At 62.0% G+C, this 24,772-nt stretch carries 19 protein-coding genes; 9 read left to right on the top strand and 10 right to left on the bottom strand.

Annotated features, from left to right (window positions below; genetic code table 11):
- Window positions 1–17: 17 nt before the first annotated feature.
- On the bottom strand, window positions 18–689 hold the full coding sequence (locus TU82_RS21520; protein ID WP_057725234.1) for a GNAT family N-acetyltransferase: 672 nt from the start codon (window positions 687–689) through the stop codon (window positions 18–20).
- 175 nt (window positions 690–864) lie between these two features.
- Here TU82_RS21520 and TU82_RS21515 point away from each other — a divergent pair, with 175 nt between their 5' ends.
- The gene (locus TU82_RS21515; RefSeq protein WP_057725233.1) at window positions 865–1,716 is read left to right on the top strand and encodes a CAP domain-containing protein; all 852 of its coding nucleotides are present in this window, start codon (window positions 865–867) and stop codon (window positions 1,714–1,716) included.
- A 172-nt stretch (window positions 1,717–1,888) separates the two neighbouring features.
- Entirely contained in the window at window positions 1,889–4,093 is a 2,205-nt protein-coding gene (locus TU82_RS21510) for a GAF domain-containing protein (protein ID WP_057725232.1), read from the top strand.
- On the opposite strand, the gene TU82_RS21505 is transcribed toward TU82_RS21510, so the two are convergent.
- The 4 genes from TU82_RS21505 to TU82_RS21490 all read right to left on the bottom strand — a co-directional run bounded on the left by TU82_RS21505 (window position 4,072) and on the right by TU82_RS21490 (window position 13,541).
- Complete coding sequence (locus TU82_RS21505; protein WP_057725231.1) at window positions 4,072–5,199, bottom strand: GGDEF domain-containing protein; 1,128 nt, start codon at window positions 5,197–5,199, stop codon at window positions 4,072–4,074. The genes TU82_RS21510 and TU82_RS21505 overlap by 22 nt on opposite strands.
- A 626-nt stretch (window positions 5,200–5,825) precedes the next feature.
- Entirely contained in the window at window positions 5,826–8,063 is a 2,238-nt protein-coding gene (gene glgB / locus TU82_RS21500) for a 1,4-alpha-glucan branching protein GlgB (protein WP_057725230.1), read from the bottom strand.
- A complete protein-coding gene (gene treS, locus TU82_RS21495; protein ID WP_057725229.1) occupies window positions 8,060–11,407 on the bottom strand; it encodes a maltose alpha-D-glucosyltransferase in 3,348 nt (1,115 codons plus the stop codon). Before treS ends, glgB begins: the two co-directional genes overlap by 4 nt.
- 145 nt (window positions 11,408–11,552) lie before the next feature.
- Window positions 11,553–13,541 carry an alpha-1,4-glucan--maltose-1-phosphate maltosyltransferase gene (locus TU82_RS21490; RefSeq protein ID WP_057725228.1) on the bottom strand — a complete coding sequence of 663 codons (1,989 nt, stop codon included), beginning with the start codon at window positions 13,539–13,541 and terminating at the stop codon, window positions 11,553–11,555.
- Between the two features lie 205 nt (window positions 13,542–13,746).
- On the opposite strand from TU82_RS21490, the gene TU82_RS28940 reads away from it, so the two are divergent.
- Window positions 13,747–13,923 carry a hypothetical protein gene (locus tag TU82_RS28940; RefSeq protein WP_169794968.1) on the top strand — a complete coding sequence of 59 codons (177 nt, stop codon included), beginning with the start codon at window positions 13,747–13,749 and terminating at the stop codon, window positions 13,921–13,923.
- On the opposite strand, the gene TU82_RS21480 is transcribed toward TU82_RS28940, so the two are convergent.
- The gene (locus TU82_RS21480) at window positions 13,901–14,392 is read right to left on the bottom strand and encodes an MgtC/SapB family protein (protein WP_057725226.1); all 492 of its coding nucleotides are present in this window, start codon (window positions 14,390–14,392) and stop codon (window positions 13,901–13,903) included. The two genes, TU82_RS28940 and TU82_RS21480, sit on opposite strands and share 23 nt — an antisense overlap.
- Before the next feature lie 121 nt (window positions 14,393–14,513).
- Between TU82_RS21480 and TU82_RS21475 the strand changes: the two genes are divergently transcribed.
- The 5 genes from TU82_RS21475 to TU82_RS21455 all read left to right on the top strand — a co-directional run bounded on the left by TU82_RS21475 (window position 14,514) and on the right by TU82_RS21455 (window position 19,242).
- Entirely contained in the window at window positions 14,514–14,753 is a 240-nt protein-coding gene (locus TU82_RS21475) for a DUF3203 family protein (RefSeq protein WP_057725225.1), read from the top strand.
- Window positions 14,754–15,068: 315 nt separating this feature from the next.
- Window positions 15,069–16,478 carry a GntR family transcriptional regulator MpaR gene (gene mapR, locus TU82_RS21470; protein WP_057725224.1) on the top strand — a complete coding sequence of 470 codons (1,410 nt, stop codon included), beginning with the start codon at window positions 15,069–15,071 and terminating at the stop codon, window positions 16,476–16,478.
- Between the two features lie 88 nt (window positions 16,479–16,566).
- Window positions 16,567–17,022, top strand: a complete 456-nt coding sequence (locus TU82_RS21465) for a hypothetical protein (protein WP_231982756.1) — start codon at window positions 16,567–16,569, stop codon at window positions 17,020–17,022.
- Window positions 17,023–17,180: 158 nt separating this feature from the next.
- Entirely contained in the window at window positions 17,181–18,683 is a 1,503-nt protein-coding gene (gene proP / locus TU82_RS21460) for a glycine betaine/L-proline transporter ProP (protein WP_057725223.1), read from the top strand.
- A gap of 52 nt (window positions 18,684–18,735) precedes the next feature.
- Window positions 18,736–19,242, top strand: coding sequence for a GAF domain-containing protein (locus tag TU82_RS21455; protein ID WP_057725222.1), 507 nt, complete (start codon window positions 18,736–18,738; stop codon window positions 19,240–19,242).
- Here the strand turns inward: TU82_RS21455 and TU82_RS21450 are convergent.
- A complete protein-coding gene (locus TU82_RS21450; protein WP_057725221.1) occupies window positions 19,217–20,140 on the bottom strand; it encodes an AraC family transcriptional regulator in 924 nt (307 codons plus the stop codon). The genes TU82_RS21455 and TU82_RS21450 overlap by 26 nt on opposite strands.
- A gap of 370 nt (window positions 20,141–20,510) precedes the next feature.
- Window positions 20,511–21,332 carry an AraC family transcriptional regulator gene (locus TU82_RS21445; RefSeq protein WP_057725220.1) on the bottom strand — a complete coding sequence of 274 codons (822 nt, stop codon included), beginning with the start codon at window positions 21,330–21,332 and terminating at the stop codon, window positions 20,511–20,513.
- Window positions 21,333–21,429: 97 nt separating this feature from the next.
- Here TU82_RS21445 and TU82_RS21440 point away from each other — a divergent pair, with 97 nt between their 5' ends.
- Window positions 21,430–22,641, top strand: coding sequence for an MFS transporter (locus TU82_RS21440; protein WP_057725219.1), 1,212 nt, complete (start codon window positions 21,430–21,432; stop codon window positions 22,639–22,641).
- Between the two features lie 43 nt (window positions 22,642–22,684).
- Here the strand turns inward: TU82_RS21440 and iolG are convergent, their stop codons facing one another.
- Together iolG and TU82_RS21430 are read right to left on the bottom strand one after the other, a co-directional pair.
- Entirely contained in the window at window positions 22,685–23,689 is a 1,005-nt protein-coding gene (gene iolG / locus TU82_RS21435; protein WP_057725218.1) for an inositol 2-dehydrogenase, read from the bottom strand.
- Between the two features lie 31 nt (window positions 23,690–23,720).
- Window positions 23,721–24,746 (bottom strand): LacI family DNA-binding transcriptional regulator, encoded by a 1,026-nt coding sequence (locus tag TU82_RS21430; RefSeq protein WP_057725217.1) that lies wholly within the window; start codon window positions 24,744–24,746, stop codon window positions 23,721–23,723.
- Window positions 24,747–24,772 lie beyond the last annotated feature (26 nt).

Genomic DNA, 24,772 nt, shown 5'->3' with positions numbered 1-24,772 from the left:
TCCTCAGTGTTTGAACCTTAGGCCAAGCGTTGATCAACAAACACCCGCACCCTGCGCGTCAGTTGATCCAAATGCCGATCACGCTGCTTTTCCGCATCCACCATGGCGCGCTTGCCATGCTTTTGCAGCAGGTAGGTATGAATCTGCCGCACTTCCAGCGAGTTGTAGACAGCGGCCACGTCCAGCACGCCCATCAACCCATCGGTGCCGTAGTCCCGCGTATTCATCAGCACTTGCGTGCCGCGCGCGCCGCGCACTTTGAAGCCCATGGCTTCGAATGCCGGGACCTTCTCGACCGAACACGCCAGTTCGGCGTGGGGATAACGCGCAAGCACATCGTCCAGCATGGCCCGGGCCACACCCTGGCGCCTGGAGCCGGCGTGCACGGCCATGAAGGCCACGCCACAGGCTTGAGGGTCGCCCTTCACCGGCAGGTACAGGCAAAAGCCGACGACGGTCTCGTCCTGCATCGCCGCCACCAGCTCGACGTTGATGCCCTTCGAGCCGTCCAGCGCCTCCAGATACAGGTGCACCTCAAAACCGATGGCGTACTGGTAGATGTTGTAGAGCAGGTTACTGGGCGCCAGGGCCACGCTGCTGATGTCGGTGAGGTTGTCGACCACCATCTGCAGGATCTGGCTGTTGACCGGTTCGGGACACGGCGTGGTGTAGCGGGTAAGGCTGAACATGCAAATTCCTGGGTTTTCGCGTCGAGGCGTGGCGATTGTACCTGTTGCGCGCCGTTTGGCCGGGGTCCGGGGCACCCGAAAATCAACAATTGAGTGAAAAAAGTTCGGACCAACGGGTGCATGCATGCCCCTGGATCGCGCATCATGGGCACTTTCAAGCTCAAGGGTAACGTCCATGCGCGTTCTGTCATTGATGATGGGTCTTACGACGCTGGCCGCCAGTACGGTGTTCTGCGCCAGCGCGATGGCGAATGAAGAAAGTCAGTTGGTGCAACAGATCAACCAGTACCGCAGCCAGGTGCAGCGCTGCGGCGACCAGGGTTCCCAGGAGCTGCCGCCGCTGGCCAGTGATACACGGCTGGTGCTGCCGGCCAACAATGTCGGCGATTTGCAGCAGGCGCTGGCGCGGGCCGCTTACCCCATGGTCAACGTACAGGCCATCAGCCTGTCCGGGCCCAAGGACGCCGAGGCCGCCATGAAAGCGGTGCGCGAGAGCTTCTGTCGCGTGGTGCTCGACCCGCAATTCGTCGATATCGGCGTAAGCAACAGCGGCCAGGACTGGCGCATCGTACTGGCGCGCCCGCTGCTGACCAGTGGTCTGGGCGACTGGCAGACCGAAGGCCGAAAATTGCTCGACCTGATCAACGCCGCCCGCGCCCAGGCGCGCCAGTGCGGCACCCAGGCGTTCACGGCGACCACGCCGCTGTCGTGGAACGACGACCTGGCCGGCGCCGCCAACAGCCACACGCGCAACATGGCCAACGGCAACTTTTTTGATCACCTCGACCACGACGGCCGTACCCCCGGCGACCGCGCCGAGCTGGCCGGCTATGCCGCGAAGAACATCGGCGAAAACATCGCCGCCGGCCTCGATACCCCGCGCAAGGTGCTCGACGGCTGGCTCGCCAGCCCCGGCCATTGCGCCAACCTGATGAACCCGCAATTTCGCGAATTGGGCGCGGCCTACGCGATGGACCCCAAAAGCGACGCGGGTATCTATTGGACGGGACTGTTCGGCACACAATAAAGTCGCGGGCCGCCCCGGACCTGCGGCTGCCCTGCCCGCCAAATGGGCAATTAAATCAAAGTGCTATCCAGGAGATGAGCGCGCTGAACTGATTACGGTCGTGCCGGTCTGTAGCTAGGCAATCCGACCTCTTCAACGCTTGACAGCGCGTAGCGAACAAGGTGTGAACCCAATGATGAATTGGCTGCAAGGCAGCAGCGAAATGGCAGAGCGGGTTCGTCGACATGATTGGGCCAATTCGCCCCTGGGGCCACTTGAACACTGGCCGGACGTGTTGAAGACAACCGTGGCGCTGTGCTTCGCTTCCAGCTTCCCCCAGGCGATTGTCTGGGGGCCTCAGCTGATCACCCTCTACAACGACGCCTTCGTGCCGATCCTGGGTAACAAACCCGATGCCCTGGGCCGCCCGTTCAGCGACGTGTGGCACGAGGCATGGGACGAGATCAGCCCTATCGCCGACACCGCGTTCGCCGGACAAGCCACCTACATCGAAAACTTTCCGCTGGTGATCCAGCGCAACGAGGCGCCTGAACAAGCGTATTTCACCTTTTGCTACAGCCCGATCCGTGACGCACAGGGTGCGGTGGTCGGCTTGCTCGATACAGTGACCGAAACCACCGACACGGTGTTTCTCACACGGCGCCTGGAAGTGCTGGACGCCATCGGCAAGAGCGTCGCCACCGCCACCGACGCCGAAGCCATCATGACCTTGACCACGCGCCTGTTGGCCGAACACCTGCACGTGTCGATTTGCGCCTACGCCGACATGGAAGACGATCAGGACGGCTTTACCATTCGCGGCGACTGGTCCGCGCAAGGCTCACCGAGCATCATCGGCCATTACAGCCTGGCCGCGTTCGGCGAGCACGCGGTGGCCTGCCTGCGGGCCGGCGCCCCCCTGGTGATCTGCGACAACCTGCTCGAACTGCCGGCCCATGAAGCCGCGCATTTCCAGGCACTCGGGGTAACGGCGACGCTTTGCATGCCCCTGATCAAACACGGGCGCCTCACCGCATTGATGGCCGTGCACGACAAACAGCCCCGCCACTGGTCCTCCTATGACCTTGCGCTGCTGGGCGAAGTCACCGAACGCTCCTGGGCGCATATCGAACGCGTACGCGCCGATGCCGCGGTACGTGCGGGCCTGGCGGCCTATACCGAACTCAATGCAACCCTGGAGCAGCGCGTCGAAGAACGCACCCGCGCCCTCGCCCAGGCTGAAGCCGCGCTGCGCCAATCGCAAAAGCTCGAGGCCATTGGCCAGCTGACCGGCGGCGTCGCCCATGACTTCAATAACCTGCTGACGATCATCCGCTCGTCCGTGGACTTCCTGCGCCAGCCGGGGCTGTCGGAAGAACGCCGGCAACGCTACATGTGGGCGGTGTCCGATACCGTCGAGCGGGCCAGCAAGCTCACCAGCCAACTGCTCGCCTTTGCCCGGCGCCAGCCGCTGAATCCGCAGGTGTTCGATGTGAGCCAGCGGGTGCGCAACATCGGCGACATGCTCGAAAGCGTCACCGGCGCACGCATTCAAGTGCAGGTGCAATTGCCCGACCAGCTCTGCTTTGCGCGCATCGATCCGAGTCAGTTCGAAACCGCGTTGATCAACATTGCCCTCAATGCGCGCGACGCGATGAACGGCCAGGGCACCCTGACCATCAAGGTCGTCGGGCAACAGCCACTGCCGCGCATCCGTGGTGACGCCGAGTCGCGCCTGCCCTACATCAGTGTTTCCCTGGCCGACACTGGCAGCGGTATATCCGACGATGCCTTCGAGCGCATTTTCGAGCCGTTCTTCACCACCAAGGCCGTCGGCAAGGGCACCGGGCTGGGCTTGTCGCAGGTCTTCGGCTTCGCCAAGCAATCGGGCGGCAATATCGATGTGGCCAGTACTCCCGGACAGGGTACGGTGTTCACCCTGTACCTGCCCCAGGTGGAAGGCGAAGTCGCACCGCCGGAGGACGAACATCCAGACCTGCCAACACCGCTGGACGTTGCCCAACGGCATGTACTGATTGTCGAAGACAACCTCGAGGTGGGACGTTTCGCCAGCCAGATCCTCAAGGATCTGGGTTACCAGACCACCTGGGCGACCAACGCCGAACAGGCGCTGACGCTTGCCGGCAAAGACGCCGAGGCCTTCGACGCGGTCTTCTCGGACGTGGTGATGCCGGGAATGACCGGTGTGGCCATGGCCAAGCTGCTGCGTCAGCGCCGTGCGGACCTGCCGGTGGTGCTCGTCTCGGGCTACAGCGAAGAACTGGCGGACAGCGGGTACGAGGGCTTTGAGTTCCTCGCCAAACCCTACTCCGCCGAACAGGTTGCGCGCGCGTTGGCCAGGGCCATGGCCAAGGATCAGCCCGCCACGGCCACCTGATTGCGACCCAGCGCCTTGGCCCGGTACAGCGCCTTGTCGGCGCTGTCCATCAAGCCATGCAAGTCGAGCGCCTCGGTATGGGTCGACGCAAGCCCCAGGCTGGCGCTCAGCCCCTGCACCGGATCGGCCCGCAGGTCGCCAATGGCCCGGACCAGTTGCTCGGCGATGCTGTGCGCGGTCTCCAGGGACGTATTGGGCAGCAATATCGCGAATTCTTCGCCGCCCAGGCGACCGGACACATCGACCTGGCGAAACGAGGCGCTGATCACGCCGCCAATCTGGCGCAACACCTGATCGCCGGTCTGATGCCCGTAGGTGTCATTGATGCTCTTGAAGTGATCCATGTCCAGCATCAGCGCGCACAGCGGCTGCTGCGCGCGATGGCACTGCGCGTACAGCACCTGGGCACGTTCGTAGAACGCACGACGGTTCATCAACCCGGTCAGCTCATCGGTCTGGGCCGCGTGGGTTGAAAGGGTGTGGGCACGTTCCATCTGGCGGGTCAGGCGAAAGGCTTTTTCCAGGGCATCGGAGAGTTTGCGCGTGGCGCCCATCACAAAGGACGAGAACACCAGTACTGCCAGCGCCACGCCCACCTGCATCGGCGACGGCTGAAACAGCAGCCACAGGGTACAGGGCAACAGCACCAGGCCCATGGACCCCAGCGACATATAGCGATAAGCCGAATAGCACGACACGGCGCTGACCGACATGCCCACGGTAAACAGCATGACCAGCACCTGAGCCATACGGTCGTCGACCGGCATCACCGCCAGCGCCCCGCCGCCCCAGATGCCCGCCGACAGCACCAGTGTGAGCCAGTAACGACGCTCCCAGCGCGCAGGGGTGCGTTCGCTGTTGGGGCAGCGGAACCATTCCAGGAACAGTTGCAGGCGCAGCAGCGAGGAGCCCGCCAGCAGCACCAGCCAGACCACCGCGACCTGGTGATCGAAGCGCTCCCAGCACAGCCAGCAGAGCATGAGGGCGCCCAGGTAGCTGCCAGGGATGGCCGAGAACGACTGGCGAAACAGCTGATGCAAACGGTCGGTTCGCACCTGTTCTTCGATAACGCGGTCCGGGTCTTGCCCGTGCCCAAGGCTATGCATGCGATTCGCCTGTTTGGCTGCTCCGACAGAGGCGCCATTGTGGCACCCTGCCAGTAGCCCGGACAACAGGATCCTGTGCGCTAGAGCGTTTAAGCCCTCCTGTGCATAGGTATCTACACAACGATGATGCGACGCCGGACCCTTGGCAAGGAGGCTTGCTCCCGTGACAGTCGAACAGCCAACGCGTATCTACCTGACGCTGCGAGATCCAATGTGGGAGGGGGCTTGCCCCCGATGGCGGCCTCAGGACCGACCAGGATGTTGGATCAGACCGAGTACATATCCGTTTCTGCGGTAACGGCTGCTTAGGGTTCCGCCCTGACGGCGGGTCACTTTGGAAAAGCCCCAAAGTAACCAAAGGGCTCTTGCCCCACCACTCGGCACCTCGCTTGGGCTCGGTGTGCCCGAACGCAGGCTTGAATCCGTGGGCCGCCGCAATGGGCCATCCATGGCCCAGTGCGGCTAACCCGGCGTCCTGCCGGGTTACCCACGAATTCAAGCCTGCGTTCGGCCAGCGTGGTTTAACGGGGCGCCTTAGATCAAAAGCAGATCAAAAGCAGATCAAGATCAAGAGCGACTCGCTTCGCATCGTGGTTACAGTAGGCGCTGCTGCGTTGTGTAGATACCTATACGTCCTGTGGCCGCAAAATCAGCACACCCAAGGGCGGCAGGTTCAACGACAGCGACACCGGCTGCCCATGGCGAGGCTCATCCACGGTCTGTACCGCACCGCCATTGCCGTAGTTGGAACCTGCGTACATATCGGCATCACTGTTGATCACTTCGCTCCAGCGCCCGGCAAACGGCACGCCGACGGCGTACGCCTCACGAGGCACTGGCGTGAAGTTGGCGACCACCAGCACCGGCTTGCCGTCCTTGCTCCAGCGCAGCCAGGCGTAGACGCTGTTGATGGCGTCATCCCCGATCAGCCACTGGAAGCCCTGGGGCGCGTCGTCCTGCTCATGCAGCGCCGGTTCCTCGCGGTACAGGCGGTTCAGGTCGCCCACCAGCTTCTGCACCCCGCGGTGTTCCGGGTATTGCAGCAGGTACCAGTCCAGTTGCTGGTCGTGGTTCCATTCGCGCCACTGGCCGAACTCGCAGCCCATGAACAGCAGCTTCTTGCCCGGGTGCATCCACATGAAACTCAAGTAGGCGCGCAGATTGGCGAATTTCTGCCAGCGGTCGCCGGGCATCTTGTCGATCAGCGAGTGCTTGCCGTGCACCACTTCATCATGGGAAATCGGCAGGATGAACCGCTCGGACCAGGCATACACCAGGCCGAAACTCAACTCGTTGTGGTGATGGGCGCGGTACACCGGGTCTTGCTGGATGTAATGCAGCGAATCGTGCATCCAGCCCATATTCCATTTGTAGTTGAAGCCCAACCCACCTTGTTGAGTGCTCTGGCTCACGCCTGGCCACGCGGTGGATTCCTCGGCGATCACCAGCGCGCCCGGCGCTTCCAGCGCCACCACGTCGTTCAGGTGGCGCAGGAAATCGATGGCTTCCAGGTTCTCGCGGCCGCCGTGGCGGTTGGGCACCCACTCACCGGCTTTGCGTGAATAGTCGCGATACAGCATCGAGGCCACCGCATCCACGCGCAGGCCGTCGACGTGGAAGTGCTTGAGCCAGTGCAACGCCGAAGCGAGCATGAAACCGTGCACTTCGGTGCGGCCCAGGTTGTAGATCAGCGTGTCCCAATCCTGGTGAAAGCCTTCCAGCGGGTTGGCGTATTCGTACAGCGCCGTGCCATCGAATTGCGCCAGGCCGTGGGTGTCGGTGGGAAAATGCGCCGGCACCCAGTCGAGGATCACGCCGATGTCCGCCCGATGGCAGGCGTCGACGAAGTAGGCGAAATCTTCCGGCGAGCCAAAGCGTGCGCTCGGCGCGAACTGGGACAAGGCCTGATAGCCCCAGGAACCGCCGAAGGGATGCTCCATGATCGGCATCAGTTCGATATGCGTGAAGCCCAGTTGCTGCACGTAGGGAATCAGCCGCTCGGCCAGTTCGCGCCAGCCGTATTGGCGCGAGACTTCGCCGGCCTCGTCCAGCTCGCATTGCCAGGAGCCAACGTGCAGCTCATAAATCGACAGCGGCGCGTTGGACTTCTGTTTGTCGCCACGCGCCTGCATCCACTCATGGTCCTGCCAGTCCACCTGCAACGGCGCGGCGACCTTCGAGGCGGTGTCCGGCGGCAGTTGGGTGGCCAGGGCCATGGGGTCGGCCTTGAGCGGCAGGATGCCGTGGGCGCCAAGAATTTCGTATTTGTAGGCCGCGCCCGGTTGCAGGCGCGGGATGAAGATTTCCCAGACGCCTGAAGGATGGCGCAGGCGCATCGGATGGCGGCGGCCGTCCCAGATGTTGAAGTCGCCGACCACCGAGACCCGCCGGGCATTCGGCGCCCACACGGCAAACCGGACGCCCTGCACACCGTCCACCGTGGTCACCTGGGCGCCCAGACAGTTGCCCAGGTCACGGTGGTTGCCTTCGGCAAACAGATACAGGTCCATTTCACCCAGCAGCAGTTGGCTGAAGCTGTACGGGTCTTCGGTGATCTGCTCGCCGCCGGCCCACTGGATCTTCAGCAGGTATTGCTGGCGCGTGCCGAAGTGCCCGACAAACAGCCCCGGCACCTGGGTGGCGTCGAGGCTGCCGATCGGCTCGCCGCTGTCACGCGCCAGTACCTGGACACTCAGGGCTTCAGGCAGGAACGCGCGGATAAATTGCCCGCCCTGCTCGTCATCGTGCGGCCCAAGGATCGAGAATGGATCGTGGTGCTCGGCGCGCACCAGCGCTTCGACGTCCTTGGACGCCGGCATTGCAGTCAACTTGGGCTGCAGCGGTTCTCTATGCGTAAAACTCATGACGTCTCCCCACCGCGTGCAGTTGTCGATTCAGGTGTAAGCCCGCTGAGCAGACCGTGCAACCCTTGCAAGGGCACCGGCAACCAGCTCGGGCGATTTTCCGCTTCGTAAGCCACTTCATACGCGGCCTTCTCCAGGCTGAACAAGGTCAGCGCGGCGTCCTGGCCGTTGGCATCCTGCCAGTCATGCGCCAGTGTAGCCGTCGCCGTCTGATAAGCCTGGGTAAATGCCTGGCGCGCTTCACTCAGGTAGCGCTCGGTCACGCGGCGTCGCGCGGCCTGTGCCTGCGGCGACTGATCAACCCCCTGCACATTCAGGGCCATGGCCGCCGCGTAATCGAAGGAGCGCAACACGCCACTCACATCTTTATACGGGCTGTGCTTGCCGCGTCGTTCATGCAGCGGTCGCGCCGGCTCGCCTTCAAAGTCGATCAAATAGGCGTCGCCCTTGACCACCAGTACCTGGCCCAGGTGCAAGTCACCGTGGACGCGAATCCGCAATCCGCCCAGCGTGGCTTTCGCCAAGGCCTGGACGTGGCTGCCGATGGCTTTTTTCTGCGCCAGTAATTCACTGACCAGCGCCTGATCGGCGGGGTTCAACTGGCTTTGATTTAGTTTGAGCAGCTGCAAGGCCCGCTCGATCTGCGCGCCCACGTCCTTGGCCCAGGCCTGGGTGTCCCTGGCCGAGGTGACTTCGGGCTTGAAGTCCTTGTTCTGGGTGGGCGCGCCGAGCACCCCGTGCATCTCGCCAAGGCGCTGGCCTAGCAGACCGGCAAAATCGGCCAGCTCGCCAAGGGCGTTGTAGTGCTGCTCCTGTTCGGAAATCGCTTCCGCCAGCTCGTCGCGGATGGCCCGCTCGAGGTTGTTCTGGGTCCAGCTCCAGGCATCGCCCTGGTTGCTCAGGTAACCCTGGGCAATCATCAGCAGGCTGTCCTCGCCCTGTGCGTCGCGTCGGCTCATCGAGCCCATCAGCGGAGAAATGTTCGGGTAGGCGGCTTCGGTCAGGTAGGCGCTCATTTCCAGTTCCGGATGTACCCCGGCGCTGACTTTGCGGATCAGCTTGAGCACCAGGCTCTCGCCCACCACCACCGAACTGTTGGACTGCTCGGCAGACAGGTAGCGCACCGCCGATTCATCCGTCAGTTGCAAGGCGGCCAGGTGCGGGGTCGCCTCGAAGCGCAGGTCACCCTCGCTGCAATTGAGCACGGTACCGGCCTGCATGCCTTGAATCACGCTGCGAACAAAGGGCTCAAGGCTGAACGCGTCGGTGACCAGTCCCACCTGGCGGCTGCGCCGTACCCGGGCCAGGGCCAGTTGTTGCGGCAAGGCGCTGGTGAGCTGGTCTTCGCCGAGGAAACCGAACGGCAATTGATAGCGGCTGGTCTGGCCCGCGCTGGTGACGTCGATCTCGCTGAGCAGCACCGGGTGCTGCGCATCGCCGAAGCGCACGCCGTAGGCGATATGCACGCTGTCGATGGTGGCGTCCTTGCCGGCGAACCAGCGGCGCTTGGGCAGCCAGGCCGGCAATGAAGTATGTTCCAGGGTGGTGCGGCAGGGTTCTTCGAGCAATTCTTCCATACGTTTTTTCAACACCAATGTCGTGAAATCGGGAATGCTCTGGGCCGGTTCCACATGCCAGCTGGGCATCTGGTTTTCCGCCGCCAGCACGAACCAGTAAAAGCCATAGGGCGCCAGGGTCAGCAGGAAATTCAGTTGGCCGATGGGCGGGAATGCGTTACCGCCCAGCATCTCCACCGGCACCATCCCGGCGAACGCGGACAGGTCCAGCTCCGCCGCCTGGGCGCTGCGCGAGACGTTGGCCACGCACAGGATGATTTCGGTGCGGCCGTCCTCCCCGGTGTATTCACGGGTATACGCCAGGATGCGGCGGTTGCTCGGCGACAGCATTTTCAGGCTGCCGCGCCCAAACGCCTTGGACTGCTTGCGCACCGCCAGCATGCGTCGCGTCCAGTTCAGCAGTGAGTGCGGGTCCTGGGCCTGGGTTTCGACGTTGACCGACTGATAGCCGTACTGCGCGTCCATGATCGGCGGCAGTACCAGGCTGGCCGGGTCGGCACGGGAAAAGCCGCCATTGCGGTCGATGGACCACTGCATCGGTGTGCGCACGCCGTCGCGGTCGCCCAGGTAAATGTTGTCGCCCATGCCGATTTCGTCGCCGTAGTAGAGAGTCGGCGTGCCGGGCATCGACAGCAACAGGCTGTTGAGCAGTTCCACGCGGCGACGGTCACGCTCCATCAAGGGCGCCAGGCGCCGACGAATGCCCAGGTTGATGCGCGCGCGGCGATCTGCGGCGTAGTAGTTCCACAGGTAGTCGCGCTCTTTGTCGGTGACCATTTCCAGGGTCAATTCATCGTGGTTGCGCAGAAAGATCGCCCACTGGCAATTGGCCGGAATCTCCGGGGTCTGGCGCAGGATATCGGTGATGGGGAAGCGATCTTCCTGGGCCAGGGCCATGTACATGCGCGGCATCAACGGAAAGTGGAAAGCCATATGGCATTCATCGCCGTCGTCGCCTTTACGGTCGCCGAAGTAGAGTTGCGTGTCTTCCGGCCATTGGTTGGCTTCGGCCAGCAGCATGCGATCGGGGTAATTGGCGTCGATTTCGGCGCGGATCTGCTTGAGCACGCCGTGGGTCTCGGGCAGGTTCTCGTTGTTGGTGCCGTCACGCTCGATCAGGTAGGGAATCGCATCGAGGCGCAGGCCGTCGATACCCAGGTCGAGCCAATAGCGCATCACCGACAGCACGGCCTTCATGACCTGCGGATTGTCGAAGTTCAGGTCCGGCTGGTGCGAATAGAAACGGTGCCAGAAGTACTGGCCGGCCACCGGGTCCCAGGTCCAGTTGGACTTCTCGGTGTCGAGGAAAATGATCCGCGTCCCGTCGTATTTCTGGTCGTCATCGGACCAGACGTAGAAGTCCCGCGCCGCCGAGCCCGGCTTGGCCTTGCGCGCGCGCTGGAACCAGGGGTGCTGGTCGGAGGTGTGGTTGATCACCAGCTCGGTAATCACGCGCAGCCCGCGTTTGTGGGCCTCGGCGATGAAGCGTTTGGCGTCGGCCATGGTCCCGTAGTCGCTGTGCACGCCCCGGTATTCGGCGATGTCGTAGCCGTCGTCGCGGCGTGGCGAGGGGTAGAACGGCAACAGCCAGATGGTGTTGACGCCCAGGTCGGCAATGTAGTCGAGCTTGGCGATCAGTCCGGGAAAGTCACCAATGCCATCGTTGTTGGAGTCGAAATAGGATTTGACATGCACCTGGTAGATCACCGCGTCCTTGTACCAGAGCGGGTCTTGGATAAAGGTGGCTGCCTTGGGTTTCTTCGCCATTGCACACTCCTGAAATGCTGCAGACGCAAATACGATCAATGTGGGAGGGGGCTTGCCCCCGATGGCGGTGGCTCAGTTGGTTATTCGGTGACTGAGACACCGCGATCGGGGGCAAGCCCCCTCCCACACTTTGGTCTCCACTGGCCTAGGAAGCAGTGATGCGCCAGATGCCGAACGGCATCTGCGGCTCCAGCCGAGTAAATTGGGTCTTGCCGTACCAGGTCCAGCGATGACCGTTCATCAAGTCTTCACCCTGGGTCTGGGCATCGTCCGGCAGGCCCATCTCCCACAGCGGCAGTTCGAAGTGCGCTTCCTGGGCGTTGTGCGGGTCGAGGTTGACGGCCACCAGCACGAAATTGCTGCCGTCCTCGCTGCGCTTGCCGAAGTACAGGATGTTGTCGTTCCAGGCGTTGTAGAGCTTGAGCCCCAGGTGTGTCTGCAACGCCGGGTTCTGGCGGCGGATGCGATTGAGCTGGGCGATCTCGGCAATGATGTTGCCGGGGGCGGTGAAGTCGCGGGGGCGGATCTCGTATTTCTCCGAGTCCAGGTATTCTTCCTTGCCCGGCACCGGCGCTGACTCGCACAGTTCGAACCCGGAGTACATGCCCCACAGGCCCGAGCCCATGGTGGCCAGCGCGGCGCGGATCAGAAAGCCCGCCCGGCCGGACTCATGCAGGAAGCCTGGGTTGATATCCGGCGTATTGACAAAGAAATTCGGCCGGTAGCATTCGCGCCATGGCGACTGGTTCAACTGGGTGAAATACTCACTCAGTTCGGCCTTGGTATTGCGCCAGGTGAAATAGGTGTAGCTCTGGGAATAACCGACCTTGCCCAGGCGCGCCATCATCGCCGGGGTGGTAAAGGCTTCGGCCAGGAAGATCACTTCCGGGTATTTGCTGCGCACATCGCTGATCAACCACTGCCAGAACGGCAGCGGCTTGGTGTGCGGGTTGTCCACGCGAAACGTCTTCACGCCCTCTTCCACCCAGCCCAGCACGACGTCGCGCAGTTCGGTCCACAGGCCAGGGATCGCGTCCGCCGCATAAAAATCGACGTTGACGATGTCCTGGTACTTTTTCGGTGGATTTTCCGCGTATTTGATCGTGCCGTCCGGGCGCCAGTTGAACCAGCCCGGATGCTGTTTGAGCCAAGGGTGGTCCTGGGAACACTGGATGGCGAAATCGAGGGCGATTTCCAGGCCGTGGTCGGCGGCGGCCTTGACTAGGCGACGGAAGTCCTCGCGGCTACCCAGTTGCGGGTGAATGGCCTCGTGTCCGCCCTCCTCGCTGCCGATGGCGTAAGGGCTGCCGGGGTCGTCGGGGCCTGCGTTCAGGGAGTTGTTCTTGCCCTTGCGGTGGCTGCGGCCGATGGGATGGATCGGTGGGAAGTACAACACGTCGAAACCCATGTCGTGGATCATCGACAGGCGCGAATGCACATCGTTGAAGGTGCCATGACGGGCCGGATCATCGGTAATCGAGCGGGGAAACAGCTCGTACCAGCTGGCGAACTGGGCACGCTCGCGCTCCACGTCAATCGGGTAAACCGTGCTGATGCTCAAATAGGCGCGGTGGTCGGCCTGGGTCATCAGGTGTGCACTGTCTTCGTGCAGGAACTGCGCGACCTGCTCGGTTTCCAGCAGGCCGGAGAGCTCGTGGTGCAGCAGCATCAAGCGGTCGCGCAGCTCGTTGTCGCTACGCTCGGCGGCCTGCAGCACCAGGCTGCGGCCTTCCTGCAGCTCAAGGCTGACCGGCACCCCGGCTTCATGCTTTTTACGCAGCTCGTAGCAGAAGCTGGCGAAGGTATCGATCCAGGCTTCAATGCAAAATTCATGGGGCCCCTGGGTGGTGACGGTGAACGCACCTTCCCAGCCATTGTTGCCCACATCATTCATGACCACGCTGTGCCAGTGTTCCTGCCCGAGCGGGCGCCAGCGCACCAGCACCGCCAGCTTGTCATGCCCATCGGCGAACACTTTGCTGGTGACGTTGACCTGCTGGCCCACCACCGCCTTGACGGCAAACTCGCCGCCGTCGATCACCGGCATGGTGCTTTCAATCGCGATTCTGGGTAACAGCAGTGCCTGGGACAACGGCAACAAAGAATGTTCTGGAACCAGTGTTTCAGCAGTCATCGAGCATATTCCCCTTACGCCCAGTGGACGCACTGTGCTTGATCCGAATTCGTAAGATGGCGGCGCACTCCCTGAGCAAGCCCGTATTAGGTCCGAGCCTGGGCGCCGGGCAAAAGTTCAGGCGGATATGCCGCCATCGGGCGGGGAATCAATTCCCTCCCCTGGCTGTCCACCGATAGAGCAAAGCACAAAGGAGGCCACACCCATGACTATCCCGATCCCGGCAGAGACGCCCGACCCGAATATCGACAGCCCGACCCTGCCACCCACCGAGCCTGCGCCGATTCCTGAAAAGGAACCGCCGGAGAATGAGCCGCCACCGGTGCAGGAACCGCCGACCACCATGCCGCCCGTCATTGTCAGTCCTTCTCGAAACGCCTGACGATTTTCGGCATCACGCTGAACACCGCCAGGGCGAGCAACGTACTCAGCACCGCTGTCGATTCCCGACCCAGACCGGCCGAGACCCCGATCGCAGCGGTCATCCACAAACCGGCGGCGGTGGTCAGCCCTTTGACGTGGCCGGCGTCCTCATCCTTGCCCTTGATGATCGTGCCGGCTCCCAGGAAGCCGATCCCGGCAATCACCCCCTGCACCACCCGGCTCATGGCATCGGCTTGATTGCCGGACATCTGCGGCACCATCACAAACAGCGCGGCGCCCAGCGCCACCAGCATATGGGTGCGCACGCCGGCAGCCTTGCCCTTGCTCTCGCGTTCAAAACCAAGAATGCCGCCGAGGATCGCGGCCATCAGCAGGCGCACGGTGATCTGGGTGAGCTGCCTGGCATCGCCGATATCGGCAAACTCAGCCTGCAGGGTTTGCCACGCTTCATGTAGCCAGGCGTCCATGGATGCTGTCCTTTTGTGATTATTGATAGTAGGTGGACAGCGGCGACCGTCAGTCAGTTGCGTGGAACCCACGTGTCCCGCTGGTTCCTAAATGAACAGAGCCCATGAAAAGGAGACCGGTATGCCTATCCGTATCGACAACCAACTGTGCTATTTCACGCTTGATGGCAACGGACAGGAACAAAGCGTGCCTGCGACCCGCGTCACTGTCGTGACTGATACCGAGAAATCCATGTCGTACGTGGAACTTGCGGCAGAACGGATCTACATTACCGAAGCCGAGGCCGATGCGCTGACCGTTGCGGGAGCTCACGACGGGCGCCAGCATGTGAAGGCCGATGAACCCGGTTCGGTCATTTAACACCGCCCTCTGTAGGAGCGAGCTTGCTCGCGAAAAACGTCAACGATAACGCGTGCTTTCTGAATAACCCCGGTGCCTGTGAGTTTTTCGCGAGCAAGCTCGCTCCTACAAGGTTTCGCACCAAGGCCTGGATTGCCCATCTGATCCGCTTTATAACTGCCAATCTGGGTCTGTTACGCAAACAGAGCGCCGCCCATAGTTCATCCGCCGATAGCGGTAAATCAGTTGAACCTGTGTTTACGGACACGCCCCCATTGGGAGCAAGCCCCCTCCCGCATTGCCCGGCGCACACAACGAAAACTGTTCAAGGCTCCCATGAAACGCTACGAAAAATTCGCCGATGACATCGCAGAACTGATCCGTTCCGGCGTCCTCGGCCCCGGCCAGCGCGTGCCGTCGGTGCGCTACGCCAGCCAGACTTACGGCGTCAGCCCGTCCACTGTATTCCAGGCCTACTACCTGCTGGAGCGTCGCGGCCTGATCCGCGCGCGGCCGCGCTCCGGCTACTTCGTCAATACCCACACGCCCAGCCCGTTTTCCGAGCCGGCGGTCAGCGAGCAGGTGCATGAGTCCACCGAAGTCGATGTGAGTGAGCTGGTGTTTTCGGTGCTCGATTCGATCAAGGACCCGAACACTGTGCCCTTCGGTTCTGCCTTTCCCAGCCCGATGCTGTTCCCGCTGCCGCGCCTGGCCCGCTCCCTGGCCAGTGCCAGCCGCGCGATGGACCCGCGCCTGGTAGTCACCGACATGTCCCCCGGCAACCCGCAGCTGCGCCGTCAGATCGCGCTGCGCTACATGGTCGGCGGCTTGATGCTGCCCATGGAAGAACTGCTGATCACCAATGGCGCCCTCGAAGCGCTGAACCTGTGCCTGCAAGCCGTGACCGAGCCCGGCGACCTGGTGGCGATCGAAGCCCCGGCGTTTTACGCCTGTCTGCAAGTGCTTGAGCGCCTGAAGCTCAAGGCCGTTGAGATCCCGGTGCATCCGCGCGACGGCATCGACCTCAACGCCCTGGCGCAAAGCCTGGAACGTTACCCGATCAAGGCCTGCTGGAGCATGACCAGCTTCCAGAACCCGATGGGCGCGACGGTGCCGGAAGAAAAAAAGCAGGCGCTGGTGGAACTGCTGCGCAGCCACCAAGTACCGCTGATCGAAGACGATGTGTACGCCGAGCTGTATTACGGGCAGCACGCGCCGAAACCAGCCAAGGCCTTCGATACCGAAGGGCTGGTGATGCACTGCGGCTCCTTTGCCAAGAGCCTGGCGCCGGGTTACCGCGTCGGCTGGGTGGCGGCCGGCCGCTTCGCGCAGAAGGTCGAACGCCTGAAGCTGATGACATCGCTGTGCCCGTCGATGCCGGCCCAGGCCGCGATTGCCGACTACCTGCAACACGGCGGCTACGACCGGCACCTGCGCAAACTGCGCTACGCCCTGGAAGAACAGCAAAGCGCGATGCTCGCCGCCATCGCCCGTTACTTCCCGGCGCAGACCCGCGTCAGCCAGCCGGCCGGCGGCTATTTCCTGTGGCTGGAACTGCCGGAGCAAACCGATTCATTGAAGCTGTTCCAGATGGCCCTGGCGCAAGGCATCAGTATCGCACCGGGGCCGATCTTTTCGGCGACCCGGCGCTTTGGCAACTGCATCCGCTTGAACTACGGCAGCCCGTGGACCGACGCGTCGGAAAAAGCGATGGAGACGCTGGGGCGAATTGTGCGCTCGTTTTAGATTGAAACTCTCTTGACGGGAAGATCACACGGAACAGGCGTTACTCTGAAAGGATTGCCACACCGTCCCATCAAGATTGAGGCTTGCGATGACCCGCCCATGCAGTGTGCCGCTGCCCATCCCACCCCACTACATGCGCGCAGCCGAACAACAACAGGTCCGCCGGATGACAGGCCCCCTGGGCCGCCCCAAAGGCGATCATCGTTCAGCAGAAACAATCATCGAACAAAGCACAGTCTTGCGACGATTCCTGGAAACCCGAGACCACTATGAAATCGGCGATAACCTCAAGTTACAAGTCGGTGACTGGACAGCAGACAACCCGGATCCGCAAGCCAGAGCTGATGCGGCATACGATCTGGACAAAGTACTGCGGTTTATCGATAACGCCGATGATCGCTTCTTGAACTGTAGCCAAAGCCGCAATGGACGGGTCGATGGCTTCTTCAGCAGTGGCTATGGCACCGTAATAAATTCGGAGGCCGGCGTGCTCAAGGCGTTTTCCAATGCCGGCTATGATGCGCTACGCGCCCTGCGGACCTGACGGCACCTAGGTCAACAGGGCGTTGCCGACGCTGCGGCGCCCACTGCGAGAAAAAATCCGCCGATGGGTGAATTATTTCGTGTCCGCTTGTATCTGAACTGACAGAGCGGTGCCATCGCTGCGATGGCACCTCCCGTTCAGCGTCTAGAGTGACCCGCATGAAATTACGTAAGAAACGCGTCAGTCCCATCGGATTGAACGACATCACCATTGTCGACGACAACAAGATGCGCAAGGCGATCACCGCCGCCGCCTTGGGCAACGCCATGGAATGGTTCGACTTTGGCGTCTATGGGTTTGTCGCCTATGTGCTGGGCAAGGTGTTCTTCCCGGACGCGTCCCCCAGCATACAAATGATCGCGGCACTGGCAACTTTTTCCGTGCCCTTCCTGATCCGTCCACTGGGTGGCCTGTTCTTCGGCGCCCTGGGTGATAAATACGGGCGGCAGAAAGTTTTGGCCGCCACCATCGTGATCATGTCCCTGAGCACCTTTGCCATCGGCCTGATTCCGGGCTACGCGTCCATTGGTATCTGGGCGCCGATCCTGTTGCTGCTGTGCAAAATGGCCCAGGGTTTCTCGGTGGGCGGTGAATACACCGGCGCGTCGATTTTCGTCGCCGAATACGCCCCGGACCGCAAGCGCGGCTTTTTGGGCAGTTGGCTGGACTTCGGCTCGATTGCCGGCTTCGTGCTGGGCGCCGGCGTGGTGGTGTTGATTTCCACGGTGCTCGGCGAGGCCGATTTCGAGGCCTGGGGCTGGCGCCTGCCGTTTTTCCTGGCCCTGCCGCTGGGCATGATCGGCCTGTACCTGCGCCACGCCCTGGAAGAGACCCCGGCCTTCCAGCAGCATGTCGACAAGCTTGAACAGGGTGACCGCGAAGGTCTCAGCCATGGCCCCAAGGTGTCGTTCAAGGAGATCGCCACCAAGCACTGGCGCAGCCTGCTGACTTGCATCGGTATCGTCGCGGCCACCAACGTGACCTACTACATGCTGCTCACGTACATGCCCAGCTATTTGTCACACAACCTGCATTACGCCGAAAACAGCGGCGTGCTGATCATCATCGCGATCATGGTCGGCATGCTGTTCGTGCAGCCGTTCATCGGTTTTGTCAGCGACAAGATCGGCCGCAAGCCCTTCATCATCGCCGGCAGTATCGGCCTGCTGTGCCTGTCGATTCCGGCGTTCATGCTGATTACCAGCGGCAAGACCGGCCTGATTTTCAGCGGCCTGCTGATCCTGGCGATCGTGTTGAACTTCTTTATCGGCGTGATGGCGTCCACGCTGCCAGCTATGTTTCCTACACATCTGCGCTACAGTGCATTAGCCAGCGCGTTCAACGTCTCGGTACTGATTGCCGGCGTCACGCCTACTGCAGTGGCGTGGCTGGTGGAAAGCACCAACGACCTGTACATGCCGGCCTATTACTTGATGGTATTCGCCGTGGTGGGCCTGGTGACCGGCCTGACCATGAAGGAAACCGCCAATAAACCACTGCGCGGCGCGGCCCCGGCGGCTTCCGATATGGAAGAAGCCAAGGAATTGCTGCAGGAGCATCATGACAATATCGAGCAGAAGATCGAGGACATCGATGCCGAGATTGCAGCCCTCCAAGCCAAGCGGGAAAACCTGGTGCAGCAGCACCCACGGATTAATTAAGACCTGACTGTGCGTGGTCGCGGCCCGCGGCCACGCATATTGGAGTGATCACATGGTTCCAAGCGTCACCTACGCACAATCGCTCCTGAGCGCCGACGAACGCGCGGCCATCGCCGAAATCGAAGCGAGCACCAATATTCTCAAGCTGGTCACCCGCCTGACCGGGATGCGCTTTGCCGGCATCGCCAAGTTCACCGACCTGGAATGGGTGGTGTGCTCGGCCTATGACCCCATGCAGATGGGCATCCATGTAGACGACGTACTCGACCTGGAGACCACCCTGTGCAGTGAATTCTGCATCAACCCCCACACCTTGTTCGTGCCGCAGATCAGCCTCGACGGGCGACTTGCCGCACGCCCGGTGGTCAAGAAATACGCGATCGAAAGCTATGCCGGCGCGCCGATCTTCTTGCCCGACGGGCGCCTGTTCGGTGCGCTGTGCGCGCTGGATTCGCGCGCCATGCTGTTCGACGATCCCAACCTGCCGGAAACCCTGAGCCTGTTCGCAAGGCTGATCGGCTGCATCTTCTACGCTAACCTGGCCCCGACGGATCAGTGACAGCCGCCCTGCCCCGCAGCGCGGCCACATCGCGCCTGGGCGGTACGCCAAACAGCCGACTGTACTCACGGCTGAACTGCGACGGGCTTTCATAACCAACCTTGAACGCAGCACTGGACACGTCCTGGTGCTCGTTCAACATCAAGCGTCGGGCCTCATTCAAGCGCAGCCATTTCTGATACTGCAACGGGCTCATCGAGGTCAGTTGCCGGAAGTGATGATGAAAGGTTGCCGCGCTCATTTGCACGCGCGCCGCCAGTTCTTCCACGCGCAGTGCGCTATCGAAATTCAGTTTCAGCCAATCGATGGCCTTGGCGATCCGATAGCCCTGCCCGTCCACCGAGCAGATCTGGCGCAGCCGGCCCGCCTGGTCGCTCTGCAATAACCGGAAGTGAATCTCGCGCTGGATCAACGGCGCCAATACGGCTATTGCTTGCGGCTCATCGAGCAGCGCCACCAGGCGCGCGAACGCCCCCAGCATGCCGCCCGTTACCGAGCCGATGCCAACGCCCTTCATCATCGCGCGCTCACGGGTGGGCGGCAGGTCGCCCTGGGCGATCAGCTCGGCCAGCATGCGCAGGTCCAGTTTGAACGTCAGCCCCAGGCACGGTTGCTCGGCGCTGGCGACCAGCACTTCGGAGTTGGCCGGGATATCCAGCGAAGTCACCAGAAATCGCGACGTGTCGTAGGGATAGCCCTCACCACCGACCCACAGCTGTTTCTGGCCCTGCACCACCAGCACGATGCTCGGTTCGACCATGCACACCACCGGCGCGGCTGGTTGCTCTCGCCGATAGAAGCCCAGGCCGGCAATCGACGTGAGGAAGTCGCCAGGCGAAGGGGTGCGTGAATCGATGCAATGCACCAGTGATTCCAAAGGCAGACAGGGGCGGGTCATGGCAAGCTCGGTTGTTTTCTCACTGAACGTTACCCGTGCATGCGATGGTTGTCATTGGCAAGCCTCAAGACTCAGAGGATCAGGCAAGTAATCCGCTGGATCGAACTATGGAGTACCTGGGTTCGCCGGGAAAATGTGCAAGCAATTGGCACAACGATGGGTTCATACGATGTCCGCTGCACATTCCACACGCCGTTGGGGCGCCGTACTCGCCATGTCGCTGGCGGCCTTCGCCCTGGTCGCGGCGCGGCCTTCGACCTGAGCGGGTACCGGGCGACCTTTGAGCTGAGCGCGGGATTGCTGGTGGTCGCCACGTTGCTGGCTTACGTGGCATCTCGTGGGTCACTGCATGCTCGTGTCGTCAACAACGCTACTTGAAGAAATGACTCGGCGTCTTGCCAAACTGTTTCTTGAACATACTGGTAAAGGCGCTTGGGCTTTCATAGCCCAGCTCAAGGGCCACATCGATAATCTTCTCGCCCACCGCAATGCGCTCCAGCGCCAACAACAAGCGTGCCTGCTGGCGCCACTGGCCGAAGGTCATGCCGGTTTCGCGGCGGAACAGGCGCTGGATGGTGGTTTGATCCAGATCCAGGCGTTCGCTCCAGTCGGCGACGGTGGAGGCATCGCCCGGGTCTTGCTGCAAGGTCAGACAGATGTGGTTGATACGCGGATCGACGGGCTGCGGGAGAGATAAGGGCAGCGCAGGCAGGATCGCCAGCTCATCCAGGATCAGGCGCATGATCCTGGCGTCGCGTGAGTCTTCGGCGTAGGGCGGTTTCAGACTGACCGAGGCTTTGATCAATTCACTCAACAGCGGCGAAACCGTGACCGTCTTCGGTTCGGCCGGCAGGTCGGGAAAGCTGTCCGGGCGCACGAACACGCTGCGCATTTTCAAGGTGCCCACGCAGCGCAGCGCATGCACATGCCCACAGGGCATCCAGAAGCCGCGATTGGGCGGCACCGTCCACTGGTTCAAGGCCGAATACACCACCATGACGCCGCCAATGGCATACAGCAGTTGATGCTTGTTGTGGCTGTGTTCGGGAATCACCCAGTTTTCCGGGTAATCGGTGGCCGAGCTGATGACGGTCCAATCGCCTTCATCGATCTCCTGGAGGAATTTGTCGAGGGATTTGATGGTTTTGCCCTTTTTGCGATGTTTTCTGCCCGAATTTCGCGAGACAGGCATTTTTGTCGACTCTAGCATAGTGCCCGAAACAATTAGAAATAGGCCGTCAGCTCAAGTACTGTCTGCCCCTGTTCGCTGCCTTGTATGGAATGCCTGCATGTCGACCCTCACCGCGACACCCGCCGCTGCAACCACTGCGCCCCAGATAAGCCCGCTGGTCATGCGCGTGCTCGGCGCCTGTGCCCTGGCGCATATGATCAATGACTTGATCCAGGCCGTGCTGCCGTCGATCTACCCGATGCTCAAGGCCAACTACGGCCTGACGTTTACCCAGGTCGGCCTGATTACCCTGACCTTCCAACTGACCGCCTCCTTGCTGCAACCGTGGATCGGCTACCACACTGACCGTCACCCCAAGCCCTGGCTGTTGCCGGCGGGGATGGTCTGCACCTTGATCGGTATCCTGATGCTGGCGTTTGTCGGCAGCTTCCCGGCGATCCTGCTGGCGGCGGCGCTGGTGGGGGTCGGTTCGTCGACGTTTCACCCGGAAACGTCCCGCGTGGCACGCCTGGCCTCCGGCGGCCGCTACGGTCTGGCGCAATCGACGTTCCAGGTCGGCGGCAACACCGGCAGCGCGTTCGGCCCGTTGCTGGCGGCGGCCATCATCATTCCCTACGGCCAGTCCCATATCGCCTGGTTCGGCCTGTTCGCGGTGTTCGCCATCCTGGTGCTGTACGGTTTGAGCCGCTGGTACCGTCACCACCTCAACCTGTTCAAGCTCAAGCAAGGCAGTCAGCCGACCCATGGTTTGTCCAAAGGCCGCGTGACCTTTGCCCTGGTGGTGCTGGCGCTGTTGGTGTTCTCCAAATATTGGTACATGACCAGCCTGACCAGCTACTTCACGTTCTACCTGATCGAGAAATTCCAGCTGTCGGTCGCCAGCTCCCAGATGTACCTGTTCCTGTTCCTCGGCGCGGTGGCGGTGGGCACCTTCGCCGGCGGGCCGATCGGCGACAGGATCGGCCGCAAGAAAGTCATCTGGTTCTCGATTCTCGGCGCCGCGCCCTTCACCCTCGCCCTGCCCTACGTCGACCTGTTCTGGACCGCCGTACTCAGCGTGGTCATCGGCTTTATCATCGCCTCGGCGTTCTCGGCCATCGTGGTGTTCGCCCAGGAACTGGTGCCGGGCAATGTCGGCATGATCGCCGGGATATTCTTTGGCCTGATGTTCGGTTTCAGCGGGATTGGCGCAGCATTGCTGGGCTTGCTCGCGGATCACCATGGCATCGAATACGTCTACAAAATCTGCTCGTTCCTGCCATTGGCGGGCATTCTGACGATCTTTTTGCCTTCGACCAAAGGCGTCTGATCAATAGGGGCGGGCCACCCGCCGCCCCCTTGCGCGCTCCGTTCTAGAAGTCGTAATTGACCGCCACGCTCCTCCCCGTCTTCACCGATTCCAACGCGCAATCGGCCAGATGCAATGCACACAGCCCATCACGCATGCTGGTGGGCAACTCGCAGTCGTTGTTCAGCGCGTCGATAAACTGCGTCAGTTCATTGCGATAGGCATCCGCATAGCGCTCCAGGAAAAAGTGCTGCAGTGGCTCCAGCGCCTCGGTGTGCTCGGTGCTCCAATGGCGAAGCGTGCTTGCGCGATGATTGTCGGTGAGCAGCACACCGTGGGCACCTGATACCTCCACGCGTTGGTCATAGCCGTACACCGCCTGACGGCAACAGTTAATATGGCATTGCTTGCCCGAGGCGGTGCGCAGCAACACCATCACGCTGTCGTAATCGTCGATCTGCTCCAGGCTGGGGTCCACCAGGCGGCTGGCGAAGGCGCTGACCTGCACCGGCTCCTCGCCGAGTAAATGCCGGGCGGTGTCAAAGTCATGGATGGTCATGTCGCGCAGAATGCCGCCGGAATGCTTCAGGTAGTCACGCGGCGCCAGGCCGGGATCGCGGCTGGTAATAATCACCTGACGCACCGCTCCGATCCGCCCGGCATCCAGGGCCTCGCGCAGGCGCAGCATGTCGGGATCGAAGCGCCGATTGAAGCCGAGCATGACCTTGCCGCCCCGGCGTTCAACCGTTTGCGCGGCCCTGCGGGCCTTGGCGATGTCGAGGTCGATGGGTTTCTCGCAGAGAACCGCCTTGCCTTCGGCGACCGCCGCCAGCAACAGGTCGATATGGGTATCGGTGGGTGTACCAATCACTACGGCGTCGATGTCTGTACGAGTCAGTACGGCGGCGCAGTCGTATGCCGCCTCGCAACCCAGTTGCGCGCTGAGTGCGTCGACCCCTTCACGCCAGGGATCGGCCACCAGCACCAGGGTGGCGTTGGGATGGCCGGCGACATTGGCCGCGTGGATCCTGGCGATGCGCCCGGCACCTAAAACAGCGATACGTAGCATGATCGAACTCCTGATGTTGTTGTGGGACTTCTCAATCCGGCAGGTTGAACGGTGTCACGATCTGCACCTGTGAAGGCGCAATCGGCCCGATCTTCCAGAGCCGGTGGTATTGGAGGATGTGCAGGAACACATGGCGCGCATCGATCTGCAGGTTGTGGTCGATGATCGCGGCGACTTTCTCCTCGACCAACAACTGGCGGTTCTCCTCGTCCAGGTCATGGCCGATAAACACTTCCAATGGGCGGCCGAGCGCAGCGAACGCATCGACGATCGCACGATTGCCGCCCCCGACGCTGTAGACCGCCTTGAGCTCGGGATGCTGGTGCAGCGCATGGGTGACGCGTTCGAAGGTGCGCTCATACACGCCATAGCCGCCGCTGATATCCAGCACCCTCAGGTGCGCGGCACGCCCGCGCAGCCAGGCACGAAACCCCATCTCACGTTCTTCTTCGCCACGGAACAACTCGCTGCCGATCACCACCGCCACTTCCTGGGGCTGCACCGGCAGCCAGCGCGACATCAGGTACGCAGCAGTCTGGCCGGCGGTGCGGTTGTCCATGCCCACATAGCCAATCCGCTCGCTTTGCGGCAGGTCCGTGACCAGGGTCACCACCGGAATGCCTGCGGCAATCAGTTGCTTGACTGCCTGGTTTACCGCCGGTTCATCGGCGGCCTTGAGCACGACCCCTTGGCTACCGGTGCCGAGGCAGCGCAGCAATTGATCGTGCATGGCCCAGGGCTCGATCTCTTCGAAAAGGTGAAAACGCGGCGCGATGCGAAACGGCGCCAGGCTGGCCAATTGAGCGGTGATTGCCGCCTGCACCGCCGCGCTGAACCGCTGCGGGGTGTGCATGATCACGTCGACATGGAAGGTACGCCCCACCGCCAGGCCGTTCTTTTCCTGGGACTCCAACTCCTCCAGCGCTTGTTCGATGCGCCGGGTGGTTTGCGCATGCACGCTGCCGCGTTGGTGCAACACACGATCGACCGTGGCCTTGCTGACCCCGGCCTGGGTCGCCAGTTGCTTGATGGAAAAATGTTTGGCGCGTTCAAGCATACAGGCTACCTGAGGTTTTTTTGAGG

The organism is Pseudomonas orientalis (assembly GCF_001439815.1).
In the GTDB taxonomy this organism is placed as follows: Bacteria; Pseudomonadota; Gammaproteobacteria; order Pseudomonadales; family Pseudomonadaceae; genus Aquipseudomonas; species Aquipseudomonas orientalis.
Note: the sequence above shows the minus strand (reverse complement) of the source record. Positions and strands in the feature narration are given on the sequence as shown.